The following is a 12,750-nucleotide window of genomic DNA, read 5'->3' on the forward strand; positions in this document are numbered from 1 at the left end:
GCCGGTTTAGCCGCCCCGCGCCATGGATGGCGCGTGGCGGCGGCCCCCCAAATGCATGTCGGATTACGGGCACACCGAGCCTAAGCGAGGTGCCGAGTGGTGGGGCAGGAGCGTTTTGGTTACTTTTGCGCTTTTCAAAAGTGACCCGCTGTAAGAGCGGAACCCATAGTGGCCGTTACCCAAATAACGGATATGTACTCGGCCCAATCCAACATCCAGGTCGGCTGTCAGGCCGCCATCGGGAGCAAGCCCCCTCCCACATTTGGATCGCGGGGCATCCGCTGGTTAGCGGTCGGCTGTCAGGCCGCCATCGGGGGCAAGCCCCCTCCCACATTTGGATCGCGGGGCATACGTTGGTTAGCGGTCGGCTGTCAGGCCGCCATCGAAGCCCCCACCTTTAATCTGCACACGGGCAATCATTCACCGCCCGCGAAAATCCCCTGCATCCAAGCCAAACCGACCCATCTTGTTGTACAGCCCACCCCGCGACACGTTGAGTTGCCGGGCCGCCAGGCGGATATTGCCGCCCGTGTTTTTCAGCGCGGCGACGATGGCGTGCAGTTCATGACTGCTCAGATCCTGCGCGGGCTGGGGCTGGTAAAGGCGCAGCGTCGCCCGTTGCTGGGTTTCCAGCGGCAAATCAGCCGGCTGGATCAGCTCAGCCATCGCCAGGTTGGTAGCCCGCTCGATGGCGTTTTCCAATTCACGCACATTGCCCGGCCAGCCATGGGCTGACAGCAGCGCCAGCGCCTCCGGCGAGAAACCCTGCACTGGCTTACGCAACGAACGCGCACAGCGCTGCAGGAAATGCCGTGCCAACAGCGGGATATCCTCGCGGCGCATACGCAACGGCGGCACGGTGAGGTTCAACACATTGAGGCGGTAGTAAAGATCCTCACGAAACGCACCTTCGGCCACTGCCTGGCTCAAGTTGCGATGGGTGGCGGCGATGATGCGCACGTCCACTGGCCGCGAATTTTTCGCGCCCACGCGGGTCACTTCCCCCTCCTGCAACACCCGCAACAGGCTGACCTGGGCATCGAAGGACATGTCGCCAATTTCATCCAGGAAGATGGTGCCGCCATCGGCTAATTCAAACTTGCCCGCCGACCCACCTCGCGCCGAGCCGGTGAACGCGCCTTCGACATGCCCAAACAGTTCGCTCTGCACCAGGTCCCGGGGGATGGCGCCGCAGTTGACCGCCACGAACGGGCCGTTGCAACGCTCGCTGGCGTTATGAATGGCCTGGGCAAACAGCTCCTTGCCGGTGCCGCTTTCGCCGAGGATCAAAGTGGTGGCGTCGCCGCGACTGGCAATGCGCCCCAGGTGCAGCGCGTCCTGGATCGCCCGTGAGGTGCCCTGGATGGTGTCGAAGGTATAGCGCGCCTGAGTACCGATAAGGCGCCGGGTGATTTCGCGGATGCGGCGGTTTTCGCGCACCGACACGATCACCCCGCCCTGCTCCAGCGGGCATACCGAGACCAGGCAGGCGAGTTGGCTGCGGTCGTGCAACTCGAAGGTGCAGTCGAGGTCGCGCACCGGCTCACCCAGCACGTCGCTCAACTCACTGCGCCCCAGGCGCTGGAACGGACTGCCGATCAGCTCCAGTCCCACCCCGAACAACTGCCGCGCATAACGGTTGAGCGCCTTGATGCAGCCGCGCTCATCCAGTACCACCAAGCCTTCGTTCAGCACTTCGAGCACCGCTTGTTGTTCTTCCAGCAACACCTGCAGCGCCATCTGTCGCGACACCGCTTCGGCGGCCGCCTGGACGGTGCCCAGGGTATGGAAATGAAACCAGCCGGGCTCGGCGGTCAGCGTGAGCATGGCCAATGTCAGGCCCTGGGCATCCTTGATCGGCGCAGCGGCGCAGTGCATGCGACGCTGGCGCAGGGCGCCGGCGAAGTTCTCCTCGGCCAACACGTACATCAGGCGATCTTCGGCCAAGGCCAACCCGGTGCAGTTGGTGCCCTGTACCGATTCCAGCAGGCGACTGCCCACTGGGGTGATGTCCAGCCCGCAGAAATAAAGGGTGGTGCCCTCGGCATCGGTAAGGTTGATATGGCCGCGCGGGTTATAGGCCAGCAAGCCGTGCATGACTTGCGCGGCGGCGGCGATCAGTACGCGGTGATTGGCCAGGGTTGCCGCCAGCGCTTGGGCGGCAACGAAACGGTAGTGGCTGTGATCGGGATCGATCCTTGCCTCGAGACTGCGCCGCCACGAATCCCAGATGACCTGGCGCACCTCGGCCGGGCGTTCGACCTGGCCGGACAGACACGCTCGCCAGCCCTGCTCCAACGCAGCGACGGGTCCGTCATTCAGCGCATCAGGTCCAAGGGCCGTGAGGTATTCGAGGTCTTGCACGCTGAATGTGAGGCTCATCAAGGCATCCATGTTCATATTTTTGACATGTCAGTATAGACATGTCATCTGAATGAACACATTTTGTTTACTGATTTCAATAACCTATTAAAAATCAGTTAGTTATGAGTTGGCACACCCCTTGCTCTTACCTCTATGCCAGCCAGGACTGTCCTGCGGGCCAACAATAAAAAGGGGTCACTTCATGAGTACACAGAATATCCGCCTGGGCTTGATCGGTGCCGGTCGCATGGGCAGCTTCCACGGCCTTACGGCGGCGCGCCACATCCCCGGTGCCTGCCTCGCCGCCATCGCCGATCCTACCCCAGGCCAGGCCGCACGCCTGGCAGCAGAGCTGGGGGTGGACAGGGTCTACACCGACCCGCAACAGCTGTTGGACGACCCGGAGATCGACGGCGTACTCATTGCCGCCCCCGCCCGCAGCCACGCCGAACTGGTGATCAGCGCCGCCCGCGCCGGCAAAGGTATCTTTTGCGAAAAACCCATGGCGATCACCCTGGATGAAGCCGATCGCGCCATCGCCGCTGCCGCCGACGCCCGCGTGCCGTTGCAGGTCGGTTTCAATCGGCGTTTCGCCAAGAGCTTCCGTACCGCCCACCTCGATGTCGCCGCCGGCCGCATCGGCACGCCGCAATTGCTGCGTTCGCTGACCCGCGACCCGGCGCTGAACAACCCAGCCGCTTCACCACAATGGGTGATCTTCCTGGAGACCCTGATCCACGACTTCGACACGCTGCGCTACCTCAACCCCGGCGCCGAAGCGGTGCAGGTATATGTGATGGCCGACGCGCTGATCGCCCCAGCGTACAAAAGCCAAGGCTTGCTCGATACCGCCGTGGTCACGATCCGCTTCGACAACGGCGCCATCGCCACCGCCGAGGCCAACTTCCAGGCGGTGTATGGCTACGATGTGCGCGGTGAAGTGTTCGGCAGCCAAGGCATGCTGAGCATGGGCAGCCTCAATGACTGCGACCTGGTGCGCTACCTGGCCGAAGGCATCCAGGCCGACACCCAACGAATGGACACTGACCTGCTGCGCGACGCCTACATTGCCGAACTCAACCACTTTGTCGACTGCCTGCGCAGCGGCGCCAAGCCCCTGGCCAGCGGTGAGGATGCGCGCGCGGCCCTGGCGATTGCGCGCGCTTGCATCGAGTCGTACGAAACCGGCAAGTCTGTGGCCGTGCAAGGGGCGCGGCCATGATGCCGTTCAAATTAGCCGTCAGCGCCGAGATGGTGTTCCTCGACCTGCCCTTCATCGAACGGGTCAAACGTATCCACGCCCTGGGGTTCAGCGCCGAAATCTGGAGCTGGACCGACAAGGACATCGACGCCCTGGCCGCTACCGGCGCGGACTTCACCTCGATGACCGGCTACATCAGCGGCACCCTCACCGACCCCGAAGGCAGTCGCCAACTGCTCGACAGTGCCCGTGAATCCCTGGGCATCGCCGAGCGCCTCAATTGTCCCAGCCTCAACCTGCACGGCACCGGCCTGGGCGCCGGCGGCCTGCCGGTGCAGCCGGTCAACCAGGCCACCGGCCGCATGTGGCTGAGTGCCTGCAAGACCCTGGAAAAAATCGCGCGCCTGGGGGAAGACGCCAGCCGTGTGTTCCTGCTGGAAAACCTCAACACCGCCGTCGATCACCCCGGCACGCCGTTCGCCCGCGCCGACGAGACCCTTGCGCTGATCGAAGCCGTGGGCAGCCCGCACCTGAAGATGAACCTGGACCTTTACCACGCGCAGATCGGCGAAGGAAACCTGATCGAACTGATCCAGCGCGCCGGCAGCGCCATTGGTGAAATCCAGGTGGCCGACGTGCCCGGGCGCAAGGAGCCCGGCACTGGCGAAATCCACTACCCGACGATTGCCCGCGCGTTGCACGCCATGGGCTACACCGGCGTGGTCGGCCTGGAGGGCTGGGCCAGCGGCACCAGCGAATTGGCCCTGGAGCGCTTCCGCCAGGCATTCACCCTATAACAATAAAAGGAACACCCTTATGCATCGTTATTCATTGCTAGTGGCCGCGCTGCTGTTGCTGTTCAGCCAATGGACTTTCGCCGCGTACCGCATTGGCGTGAGCATTGCCCGGGTCGACGATAACTTCATGACCTATGTACGTAGCGGCCTTGAGGCCGCGGCGAAACAGCAGGACGTGCAGATCCAGTTCGAAGACGCCCAGGGCGATGTCGTGCGCCAGCTCAACCAGGTTGAAGGTTTTCTCAACCAGAAAGTCGATGCGGTGATCGTGCTGCCGGTCGACACGGCTGCCACTGCCAACATCACCCGCGCCGCCGTGGCGGCCAAGACGCCACTGGTGTACGTCAACCGCCACCCGGATGAACGCACGCTGCCAAAGGGCGTGGTTACGGTGGCGTCCAACGACATCGAGGCTGGGCAATTGCAGATGCGCTACCTCGCGGAAAAACTCGGCGGCCAGGGCAACGTGGCGATCATCATGGGCGATCTTGCGCAGAACGCCACCCACGACCGCACCGAGGGCGCCAGGCAGGTGCTCAAGGACTTTCCCGGTATCAAGATCGTCGAGCAGCAAAGCGCCGAGTGGCAACGCAACAAAGGCATGGACCTGACCAGCAACTGGCTGCTGGCAGGCACGCAGTTTGATGCGATCGTGGCCAACAACGATGAAATGGCAATCGGTGCGGCCATGGCATTGCAGCAAGCGGGCAAGGCCAAGGGCCAGATTGCGATCGTCGGCATCGACGGTTTGCCCGATGGTTTGGCGGCAATCAAGCGTGGGCTGCTTGCTGCCTCAGTGTTCCAGGACCCCAAGGCCCAGGCGACCCAGGCGGTGCAAGCGGCGATCAAAATGATCAAGGGCGAACCGATTGAAGCCGAAGTGTGGGTGCCGTTTGAACTGATCAAACCTGAGCAGGTGGCGGTATTCGAACAGCGCTACAAGTAAACCGAAGCTAAGGAGATCCAAATGTGGGAGGGCAAGCCCCCTCCCACACTGGATCTGAATCAGTCCAGGTCACTCGCGTCATGCCGTTCGGGCAACTGCTCCTCACCCGACACCCTGTTCACCCGCCGGCCGCGCTGCACCGCCGGCCGGGCGTCAATTGCGTCGGCCCAGCGCAGCACATGTTTGTATTCATGCACCGAGAGAAACTCCGCCGAGTCGCCGTACAAGCGGCCTTTGACCAGCCCGCCGTACCAGGGCCAGATGGCGATATCGGCAATGGTGTACTCATCGCCGGCGATGTACTCGCTCACCGCCAGGCGCTTGTCCAGCACATCCAGTTGGCGCTTGGCTTCCATGGCAAAACGGTTGATCGGGTACTCCATCTTGCTCGGCGCATAGGCATAGAAATGCCCGAAGCCACCCCCCAGGTAGGGCGCGCTGCCCATCTGCCAGAACAACCATGACAGGCATTCAGCCCGGGCCGCAGGCTCGGTGGGCAAGAACGCGCCGAATTTCTCGGCCAGGTACTGCAGGATCGCGCCGGACTCGAATACCCGAATCGGCGTGGCACCACTGCGGTCCATCAGGGCCGGAATCTTCGAATTCGGGTTCACCGCCACGAAGCCACTGCCGAACTGGTCGCCGTCGCCGATCTTGATCAGCCAGGCGTCGTATTCGGCGCCGGTGTGCCCGAGGGCCAGTAACTCTTCAAGCAGGATCGTGACCTTCTGCCCGTTGGGCGTGGCCAGGGAATACAGCTGCAGCGGATGCTTGCCGATCGGCAGCTCTTTATCGTGGGTAGCACCCGCGATGGGCCGGTTGATACTGGCGAAGGTGCCGCCGCTCTCGGTGTCCCAGGTCCAGACCTTTGGGGGTAGATAGTCAGCCATGCCACTGCTCCTCAGGGATTGTGATCAACGAAGCGTTCCAGACTAAACCAAAGACGGGTGGTGCGTCACACCGGCATCCCGGTCTTGTCGAGGCACCTGTACGCGCAGGGCGATAAGCAAGGCCGCGAGCAACATCAATACACCCGCACCCACAAATACCCCACCAATGCCGCTGACGCTGAACATCAACCCGCCACCGGCAGCCCCTGCGGCAATCGCCGACTGCACCGAAGCGACCACCATGCCGCCAGCACTTTCGGCCTGGTCCGGCACGGCACGGGCGACCCAATTGGACCATGCCACCGGTACGCCGCCGAACGCCATGCCCCACAGCGCCAGGAGCAACGCCTGGCCCGGCAGTGACACCGGCAGCCAGACCAGGGCCAGCGCCGCAATGCCTACCAGCACCGGCATCAACACCAACGTCCCACGCGGGTGGCGCACCAGCAGCCAACCGGCGAGCAAGGTGCCGACGAAATTCGCCACGCCGAAGCCCAGCAGCATCAGGGCCAGCCCTTGGGTATCGACGCCGGTGGTGCTTTCCAGGAACGGGCGAATATAGGTGAACAATGCGAAATGCGCGGTATGTACCAGCACGCAACCGAACATGCCCATGGCGATACCCGGGCGCAGCAGCACTTCCAGCACGGTACGCAGGCGCGCGGTACCATTGGGCACCAGGCGCGGCAGGGTGAACGCCTGGAACGCCAGGGTCACCGCACCCACGGCAGCCGCCGCGATAAACGCACTGCGCCAGCCGTACAGGCCACCCAAATAGCTGCCCAGCGGCACGGCGACCACGGTGCCCGCCGCAATCCCGCTGAAGATGATCGACAGCGCCCGTGGCAGGGAAGCCGCCGGCACCAGACGCATGGCCACCGCCGCCGCCATGCTCCAGAAACCGCCCAGGGCGATGCCCAGCAGGATGCGCATCAACAGCAGCACGGTCAGGCTGGAAGACAGCGCCACCAGCAGGTTGGAGGCAATCATCAGCGTGGAGAACCCCAGCAGCACCACGCGCCGGTCGATGCTTCGGGTCAGGCAGGGCACCAGCAAGCCGGCAAACAACGCCACTACCGCCGTCACCGTCACGGCCTGGCCGGCGAGCGCTTCCGAAACACCCAGGTCCAAGGCCATGGGGGTCAACAAACTGGCCGGCAGGTATTCCGCCGTCAGCAAACCGAAAACCCCCATTGCCAAAGAAAATACCGCCAGCCAGGCCGGCTCCGTCACCACCCCGGCAGGGGCTTGAGCTGCATATTCACTCATCACAGGTCATCCTCAGATCATTAGCAAGGCGACAAGTCTAGGTTTGCCTGGCAGGATGATCTATGATGCAAACCCTTGAGTTTATGACCGAAACCCCGAACATGACCGCTGCGGATGCTTTTACCCTGTCTTCCGACCTGATCAATGAACTGTTGCGCGGTATGCGCCTGCGCGGTGTGCAGTACCGGCGCATCCAGGCCGGGCCGACCTTCGGCATGGGCTTTGGCGCCAAGCCCGGCCATGCCTATTTCCACTTTCTCGCGGCCGGCCACGTGACCTTGCGCGGCGAGGATGGCGACCTTTTCGAACTGTCGGCGGGCAATGCGGTGTTCATCGCCCATGGCGGCGCGCATGCACTGTTATCCGACGCGAGCATCGATGTGCAAGACATCGGCGATTTCGACAGCGCACCGCTGGGAGACGCCGTCTGCGCCGTGGATGCGTCACCCGAAACCGTTCCCAGCACTCTGCTGTTCAGCGCCTGCATGGAGTTCGAACTCGGCAGCATCCAGGGGCTCGGCAACCTGATGCCGGCGCTGATGCTGATCGATGCCGGGGGCCAGCGTTACCCCGGGCTGATGCCGATACTGGCGGTGATGGAACGGGAAGTCTCCACGGCCCGCATCGGCTTTGCCGGCATCCTGGCGCGCCTGGCCGATGTGGTGGCGGCGATGATCGTACGCGGCTGGGTCGAATGCGCCTGTGGCAACGCCTCGGGCCTGGTGGCGGCGCTACGCGACCCACGCCTGGCCCGCGCCCTCCTCGCCCTGCACCAGCAGCCGGGCCGCGACTGGAGCGTGGCGGAACTGGCAGCGCAGTGCCATACCTCGCGCTCGGTATTTGCCGATCGCTTCCAGGCCATCCTCGGCATACCGCCGTTACGCTACGCCACGGAGCTGCGCATGCGCCTGGCCAGCCAGTGGCTGACGCTGGAGCGCATGCCCATCGAAACCGTCGCGCAACGCCTCGGCTACACCTCCCAGGCGGCGTTCAGCCGTGCCTTCAAGCGTATCACCGGGCAACCGCCCGGGGCGGCCCGCAGTTCAATGTAGCGACCGCCCCTTCAAGCATTGCGCCCCCCTATCATGAAGCCTTAATCTCGCAAGCCACTCACACCGCGAAAGCAATGGAGGCTGCATGAAACTGGTCGGAATGCTGGACTCGCCCTACGTACGCCGCGTGGCGATTTCCCTGGACTTGTATGGGGTGGAGTTTGTGCATGAACCGCTGTCGGTGTTCAGCACCTTCGCGGAGTTCGCCCAGATCAATCCAGTGGTCAAGGCGCCCACCCTGGTGCTGGAAGACGGGACGGTACTGATGGATTCGAGCCTGATCCTCGATTATCTCGAAACCCTCGCACCGGCTGACAAGAAGCTGCTGCCTCAACAACCGGCGGCACGCGCCCACGATCTGCACTTGCTCGGGCTGGCCCTCGCGGCTTGCGAAAAAAGTGTGCAGATCGTCTATGAACACAACCTGCGCCCAGCCGAAAAGCTGCATGCGCCGTGGCTTGAGCGCGTCAGCGGGCAATTGCTGGCGGCTTATGCGTTGTTGGACAAGCAACTGGGCGATAGCGAAGCGCTGACCCAGGCATCAATTACGGCGGCGGTCGCCTGGTCGTTCAGCCAGTTCACTGTGGCCTCGGTGGTGAAGGCGGATGCGTTCCCCAACCTCAAGCGCCATGCTGAACGCCTCGAACAGCACCCGGCGTTCAAGCGTTACCCCATCGCATAAACACCCTATCTCAAAAATGTGGGAGGGGGCTTGCTCCCGATGGCGCTGGATCAGCTACAGATGTATCAGCTGACCCGCCGCCATCGGGAGCAAGTCGAATCGTCGCACCGCCCCTCCCACATTTGAACAGTGGTGTTTTGATAATCGCGTTTCTACACCCAACCGCCGTCAACGATGAAATTCTGCGCCGAGCACATTGCCGAGGCATCCGAGGCCAAAAACAACGCCATATTGGCGATATGTTCCGGCATCACACTGCCGGGCAGGCATTGGCTGCGGGCAATGAGTTCCTTGGCCGCATCGTCAACCCACATGGCCAGTTGCTTTTCCGTCATCACCCAGCCCGGCACCAGCGTATTGACGCGGATATGGCTGGGCCCCAGTTCCCGCGCCAGGCCGCGGGTCATGCCGTGGGCCGCGGCCTTGCTGGCGGCGTACACCGGGTAACCGGCCGAGGCCATCATCCAGCCGACCGAGCCCAGGTTGATGATCGAACCGCCACCGGCCTCTTTCATCATCGGCACCACCGCCTTGGCGGCAAAGAAAGCGTGCTTGAGGTTGACTGCGATCAACTGGTCGAACATTTGCGAGTCGATTTCTTCCAGGCTGTGGCGCACGTCATTGGCCGCATTATTTACCAGCACCGTGATCGGCCCCAGCGACTGCTCGAAGCGCCCGATGGCGGCGCGATAGCCAATTTCGTCGGTGATGTCGCAGCACTCGAACTCCACGGTAAATCCTTGGGAATTCAACAGCGCGGCCAAGCGTTCGCCCTGGCTTTGCGCACGGTCCACGAAACCCACCTTGGCGCCTTGCGCGGCGAAGGCGCGCACCATGAACTCGCCAATCCCCGAGGCACCGCCGGAAATCAGCACGGTTTTGTCCTTGAGGTCGGGATAAATCGCTTGCTGGGTAGTCATATCAGTGATCGCTCTGCTTAATTAGTCTTATTTTATTTTGCAAATACGCCGTTAGAGGCTATAAATCCGGGGTCATTACGACAAAATATCTCAAATTAGTAGAACTATTCCATCCAAAACAACAAAAGGAAGTTCGACCATGAAGCACCCTCGTTACCTGCTGTCCGGTCTGGCGCTGTCCATGCTGGTCGCCAGCGGCGGCACCCAGGCCGCCGGCCTGACCAGCGAACACAAACCCTTCGGCAAAACCAATGACGGCACCGCCGTCGAACAGTACATATTGCGCAACAGCCATGGCATGCAAGCCACGGTGATCACCTACGGCGGCGTATTGCAGTCGTTGAAGGTGCCGGACAAACACGGCAAGGTCGACGACGTGGTGCTGGGTTTCGATGACGTGCAGGGCTATCAGGCCGGCACGGCATTTTTTGGCGCGACCATCGGCCGTTTCGGCAATCGCCTGGCCGGCGGCGCCTTCGAACTCGACGGCAAACGCTACCAGGTGCCGCTCAACGACGGTCCCAACTCCCTGCATGGCGGCGCCCAAGGCTTCGACAAGCAGGTATGGCAAGCCCAGCCGGTCAAGGACAAGGACTCGGTGGGCGTCACCCTCACCTACCTGTCCAAGGACGGTGAAATGGGCTTCCCCGGTAACCTGAAGACCGAAGTCACTTACCGCCTGAACGACAACAACGAACTGCACATCGACTACAAGGCCACCACCGACAAACCGACGGTGCTCAACCTGACCAACCACAGCTACTTCAACCTCGCCGGCGCGGGTAACGGCGACATTCTCAAGCAGGTCGCCACCCTGCATGCCAGCCACTACACCCCCGTGAATGCCACCTTGATCCCCACCGGTGAACTGGCGCCCGTCAAGGACACGCCAATGGACTTCCTCAAGCCCACGCCTATCGGCCAGCACATCAAGGCGGACCATCCGCAGCTCAAGTTCGCCGAACCGAAACAGGGTGGGTTCGACTTCAACTGGGCGCTGGATACCAAGGGTGACATCAAGCAGCTCGCCGCGGACGTGCATGACCCTGAGTCCGGCCGGCGCTTGCAGCTCTACACCAGCGAACCGGGTGTGCAGTTCTATACCAGCAACTTCCTCGATGGTTCGGTGAAGGGCAAAGGGGGCAAGACGTATCAGCACTGGAGCGGGTTTACCTTGGAAACCCAGCACTTCCCGGATGCGCCTAACCAGCCAGGCTTTGCCTCAACTCGCTTGAACCCTGGGCAGACCTATACCCAACACACCCTCTTCAAGTTCTCCGCCGATTAAAACTGTGGGAGGGGGCTTGCCCCCTCCCACATTGGATCTTCGTATGGCTCGGGTTAGCGTTGTTTCATGCGGTCGATGACCACGGCCAGCAGCAGGATCGAGCCGCGAATCACGTACTGGTAAAACGTGTCGATGTTCTTCAGGTTCATCGCGTTCTCGATGATCGCCAGGATCAGCACACCCGCAATCACGTGGCGGATCATGCCGATGCCGCCGCTCAGCGATACCCCGCCCAATACGCACGCAGAGATCACCGTCAGCTCGAAGCCCTGGCCGATCATCGGTTGGCCGGAGGTCATGCGCGAGGCCAGGATCACCCCGGCCAGTGCGCCGATCAGGCCATGGACGGCGAAGATCAGGATCTTGGTGCGGTCCACGTTGACCCCAGCCAACAGCGCCGCTTCCGGGTTGCCGCCGATGGCCATGGTGTTGCGCCCATAGCTGGTGTAGTTGAGCAGCCAGCCGAAGAACAGGAAGCAAACAATGGTGATCAGGATCGGCACCGGCACGCCGAACAGTTGGCCGTTGCCGAAGACGAAGAACTGCTCCTCGGACACCCCTACTGCCTTGCCGTCGGCAAAAATGTACGCCAGGCCGCGCACGATCTGCATGGTCGCCAAGGTGGTGATCAAGGCGTTGACCCGTAGCTTGGCGATGACAATGCCATTGATCAGGCCCACCATCAGGCCCATCAGCAACGCCGCGCCAATGCCCAGCATCACGCTGTCGGTATCGCGCATCACAATCGCCGCCACCACCCCGGCGCAGGCAATCACCGAGCCCACCGACAAGTCGAAGTGCCCCGAGGCCAGGCAGAACAGCATGGTGCACGCGGCTATGCCGACGGTGGAAATCGCCAGGCCCAGGCCGCGCATGTTCAGCGGCGAAAGGAAGTTATCAATCAGCAAGGCGCACAGCACAAAGATGCCCACTGCCGCCAACAGCATCGCCCAGTTGTCGAGCAATGCGCGCATATCGAGGGGTTTGCGTGCCGAGGGCAACGCGTTGGGTTGGGTTGTCATCGTCTTCTCTCAGTTCGCCGCGCCGCGTGGCAAGGCCAGTTGCAGCAGGTTGGATTCGGTGGCGTGTTCACGCCGTTGTTCGCCACGCAGGGCACCTTCGCACAGCACCAGAATGCGGTCGGCAATGCCCATCACTTCCATCAGGTCACTGGACACCACGATCACCGCAATGCCGCTGGCCGCCAGGTTATGGATGATCTGGTAGATCTCCGACTTGGCGCCGATATCGATGCCACGGGTGGGTTCGTCCAGCAGCAGCACTTTCATCGGCATCGACAGCCAGCGACCCAGAATGGCCTTCTGCTGGTTGCCACCGGAC

11 protein-coding genes and 1 pseudogene are annotated in these 12,750 nt (G+C 62.4%); 6 read left to right on the forward strand and 6 right to left on the reverse strand.

Annotation, left to right across the window (positions count from 1 at the left end; all coding sequences use genetic code 11):
* Positions 1 to 420: 420 nt before the first annotated feature.
* Positions 421 to 2,382 (reverse strand): sigma-54 interaction domain-containing protein, encoded by a 1,962-nt coding sequence (locus tag QZR30_RS27640; RefSeq protein ID WP_311904755.1) that lies wholly within the window; start codon positions 2,380 to 2,382, stop codon positions 421 to 423.
* Between the two features lie 184 nt (positions 2,383 to 2,566).
* Between QZR30_RS27640 and QZR30_RS27645 the strand changes: the two genes are divergently transcribed.
* Genes QZR30_RS27645 through QZR30_RS27655 form a run of 3 tightly spaced genes read left to right on the forward strand, consistent with a single transcriptional unit; the run spans position 2,567 to position 5,308 of the window.
* Positions 2,567 to 3,586 (forward strand): Gfo/Idh/MocA family oxidoreductase, encoded by a 1,020-nt coding sequence (locus tag QZR30_RS27645; protein ID WP_274358345.1) that lies wholly within the window; start codon positions 2,567 to 2,569, stop codon positions 3,584 to 3,586.
* On the forward strand, positions 3,583 to 4,362 hold the full coding sequence (locus tag QZR30_RS27650; protein WP_056846776.1) for a TIM barrel protein: 780 nt from the start codon (positions 3,583 to 3,585) through the stop codon (positions 4,360 to 4,362). The genes QZR30_RS27645 and QZR30_RS27650 overlap by 4 nt, the downstream gene beginning before the upstream one ends.
* Before the next feature lie 19 nt (positions 4,363 to 4,381).
* A complete protein-coding gene (locus tag QZR30_RS27655; protein WP_056846775.1) occupies positions 4,382 to 5,308 on the forward strand; it encodes a sugar ABC transporter substrate-binding protein in 927 nt (308 codons plus the stop codon).
* A 59-nt stretch (positions 5,309 to 5,367) separates the two neighbouring features.
* On the opposite strand, the gene yghU is transcribed toward QZR30_RS27655, so the two are convergent.
* Positions 5,368 to 6,198, reverse strand: a complete 831-nt coding sequence (yghU, locus tag QZR30_RS27660) for a glutathione-dependent disulfide-bond oxidoreductase (protein ID WP_311904759.1) — start codon at positions 6,196 to 6,198, stop codon at positions 5,368 to 5,370.
* Between the two features lie 42 nt (positions 6,199 to 6,240).
* The gene (locus tag QZR30_RS27665; RefSeq protein ID WP_311904761.1) at positions 6,241 to 7,467 is read right to left on the reverse strand and encodes an MFS transporter; all 1,227 of its coding nucleotides are present in this window, start codon (positions 7,465 to 7,467) and stop codon (positions 6,241 to 6,243) included.
* 65 nt (positions 7,468 to 7,532) lie between these two features.
* On the opposite strand from QZR30_RS27665, the gene QZR30_RS27670 reads away from it, so the two are divergent.
* Positions 7,533 to 8,519 (forward strand): AraC family transcriptional regulator, encoded by a 987-nt coding sequence (locus QZR30_RS27670; protein ID WP_056846811.1) that lies wholly within the window; start codon positions 7,533 to 7,535, stop codon positions 8,517 to 8,519.
* Positions 8,520 to 8,604: 85 nt separating this feature from the next.
* The gene (locus QZR30_RS27675) at positions 8,605 to 9,201 is read left to right on the forward strand and encodes a glutathione S-transferase family protein (protein ID WP_059396984.1); all 597 of its coding nucleotides are present in this window, start codon (positions 8,605 to 8,607) and stop codon (positions 9,199 to 9,201) included.
* Between the two features lie 152 nt (positions 9,202 to 9,353).
* Here the strand turns inward: QZR30_RS27675 and QZR30_RS27680 are convergent, their stop codons facing one another.
* Positions 9,354 to 10,121: an SDR family NAD(P)-dependent oxidoreductase gene (locus tag QZR30_RS27680; RefSeq protein ID WP_046072165.1), complete on the reverse strand. Its 768-nt coding sequence runs from the start codon at positions 10,119 to 10,121 to the stop codon at positions 9,354 to 9,356.
* Positions 10,122 to 10,260: 139 nt separating this feature from the next.
* Between QZR30_RS27680 and QZR30_RS27685 the strand changes: the two genes are divergently transcribed.
* Positions 10,261 to 11,409: an aldose epimerase family protein gene (locus tag QZR30_RS27685; RefSeq protein WP_046072164.1), complete on the forward strand. Its 1,149-nt coding sequence runs from the start codon at positions 10,261 to 10,263 to the stop codon at positions 11,407 to 11,409.
* A gap of 53 nt (positions 11,410 to 11,462) precedes the next feature.
* Here the strand turns inward: QZR30_RS27685 and araH are convergent, their stop codons facing one another.
* Both araH and araG read right to left on the reverse strand, forming a co-directional pair.
* Entirely contained in the window at positions 11,463 to 12,431 is a 969-nt protein-coding gene (gene araH, locus QZR30_RS27690; RefSeq protein WP_046072163.1) for an L-arabinose ABC transporter permease AraH, read from the reverse strand.
* A 9-nt stretch (positions 12,432 to 12,440) separates the two neighbouring features.
* Positions 12,441 to 12,750: pseudogene (gene araG, locus QZR30_RS27695) on the reverse strand (L-arabinose ABC transporter ATP-binding protein AraG); the annotation flags it as partial.

The sequence above is a fragment of the Pseudomonas sp. rhizo25 genome (assembly GCF_031931935.1).
Classification (GTDB): Bacteria; Pseudomonadota; Gammaproteobacteria; order Pseudomonadales; family Pseudomonadaceae; genus Aquipseudomonas; species Aquipseudomonas synxantha.

Bases quoted from the DNA above. Each gene is read 5' to 3' on its own strand.
- araH (WP_046072163.1), bottom strand. From the start codon at position 12,431: ATGACAACCCAACCCAACGCGTTGCCCTCGGCACGCAAACCCCTCGAT.
- QZR30_RS27680 (WP_046072165.1), bottom strand. From the start codon at position 10,121: ATGACTACCCAGCAAGCGATTTATCCCGACCTCAAGGACAAAACCGTG.
- QZR30_RS27670 (WP_056846811.1), top strand. From the start codon at position 7,533: ATGCAAACCCTTGAGTTTATGACCGAAACCCCGAACATGACCGCTGCG.
- QZR30_RS27650 (WP_056846776.1), top strand. From the start codon at position 3,583: ATGATGCCGTTCAAATTAGCCGTCAGCGCCGAGATGGTGTTCCTCGAC.
- QZR30_RS27645 (WP_274358345.1), top strand. From the start codon at position 2,567: ATGAGTACACAGAATATCCGCCTGGGCTTGATCGGTGCCGGTCGCATG.
- yghU (WP_311904759.1), bottom strand. From the start codon at position 6,198: ATGGCTGACTATCTACCCCCAAAGGTCTGGACCTGGGACACCGAGAGC.
- QZR30_RS27675 (WP_059396984.1), top strand. From the start codon at position 8,605: ATGAAACTGGTCGGAATGCTGGACTCGCCCTACGTACGCCGCGTGGCG.
- QZR30_RS27685 (WP_046072164.1), top strand. From the start codon at position 10,261: ATGAAGCACCCTCGTTACCTGCTGTCCGGTCTGGCGCTGTCCATGCTG.
- QZR30_RS27640 (WP_311904755.1), bottom strand. From the start codon at position 2,382: ATGAGCCTCACATTCAGCGTGCAAGACCTCGAATACCTCACGGCCCTT.
- QZR30_RS27665 (WP_311904761.1), bottom strand. From the start codon at position 7,467: ATGAGTGAATATGCAGCTCAAGCCCCTGCCGGGGTGGTGACGGAGCCG.
- QZR30_RS27655 (WP_056846775.1), top strand. From the start codon at position 4,382: ATGCATCGTTATTCATTGCTAGTGGCCGCGCTGCTGTTGCTGTTCAGC.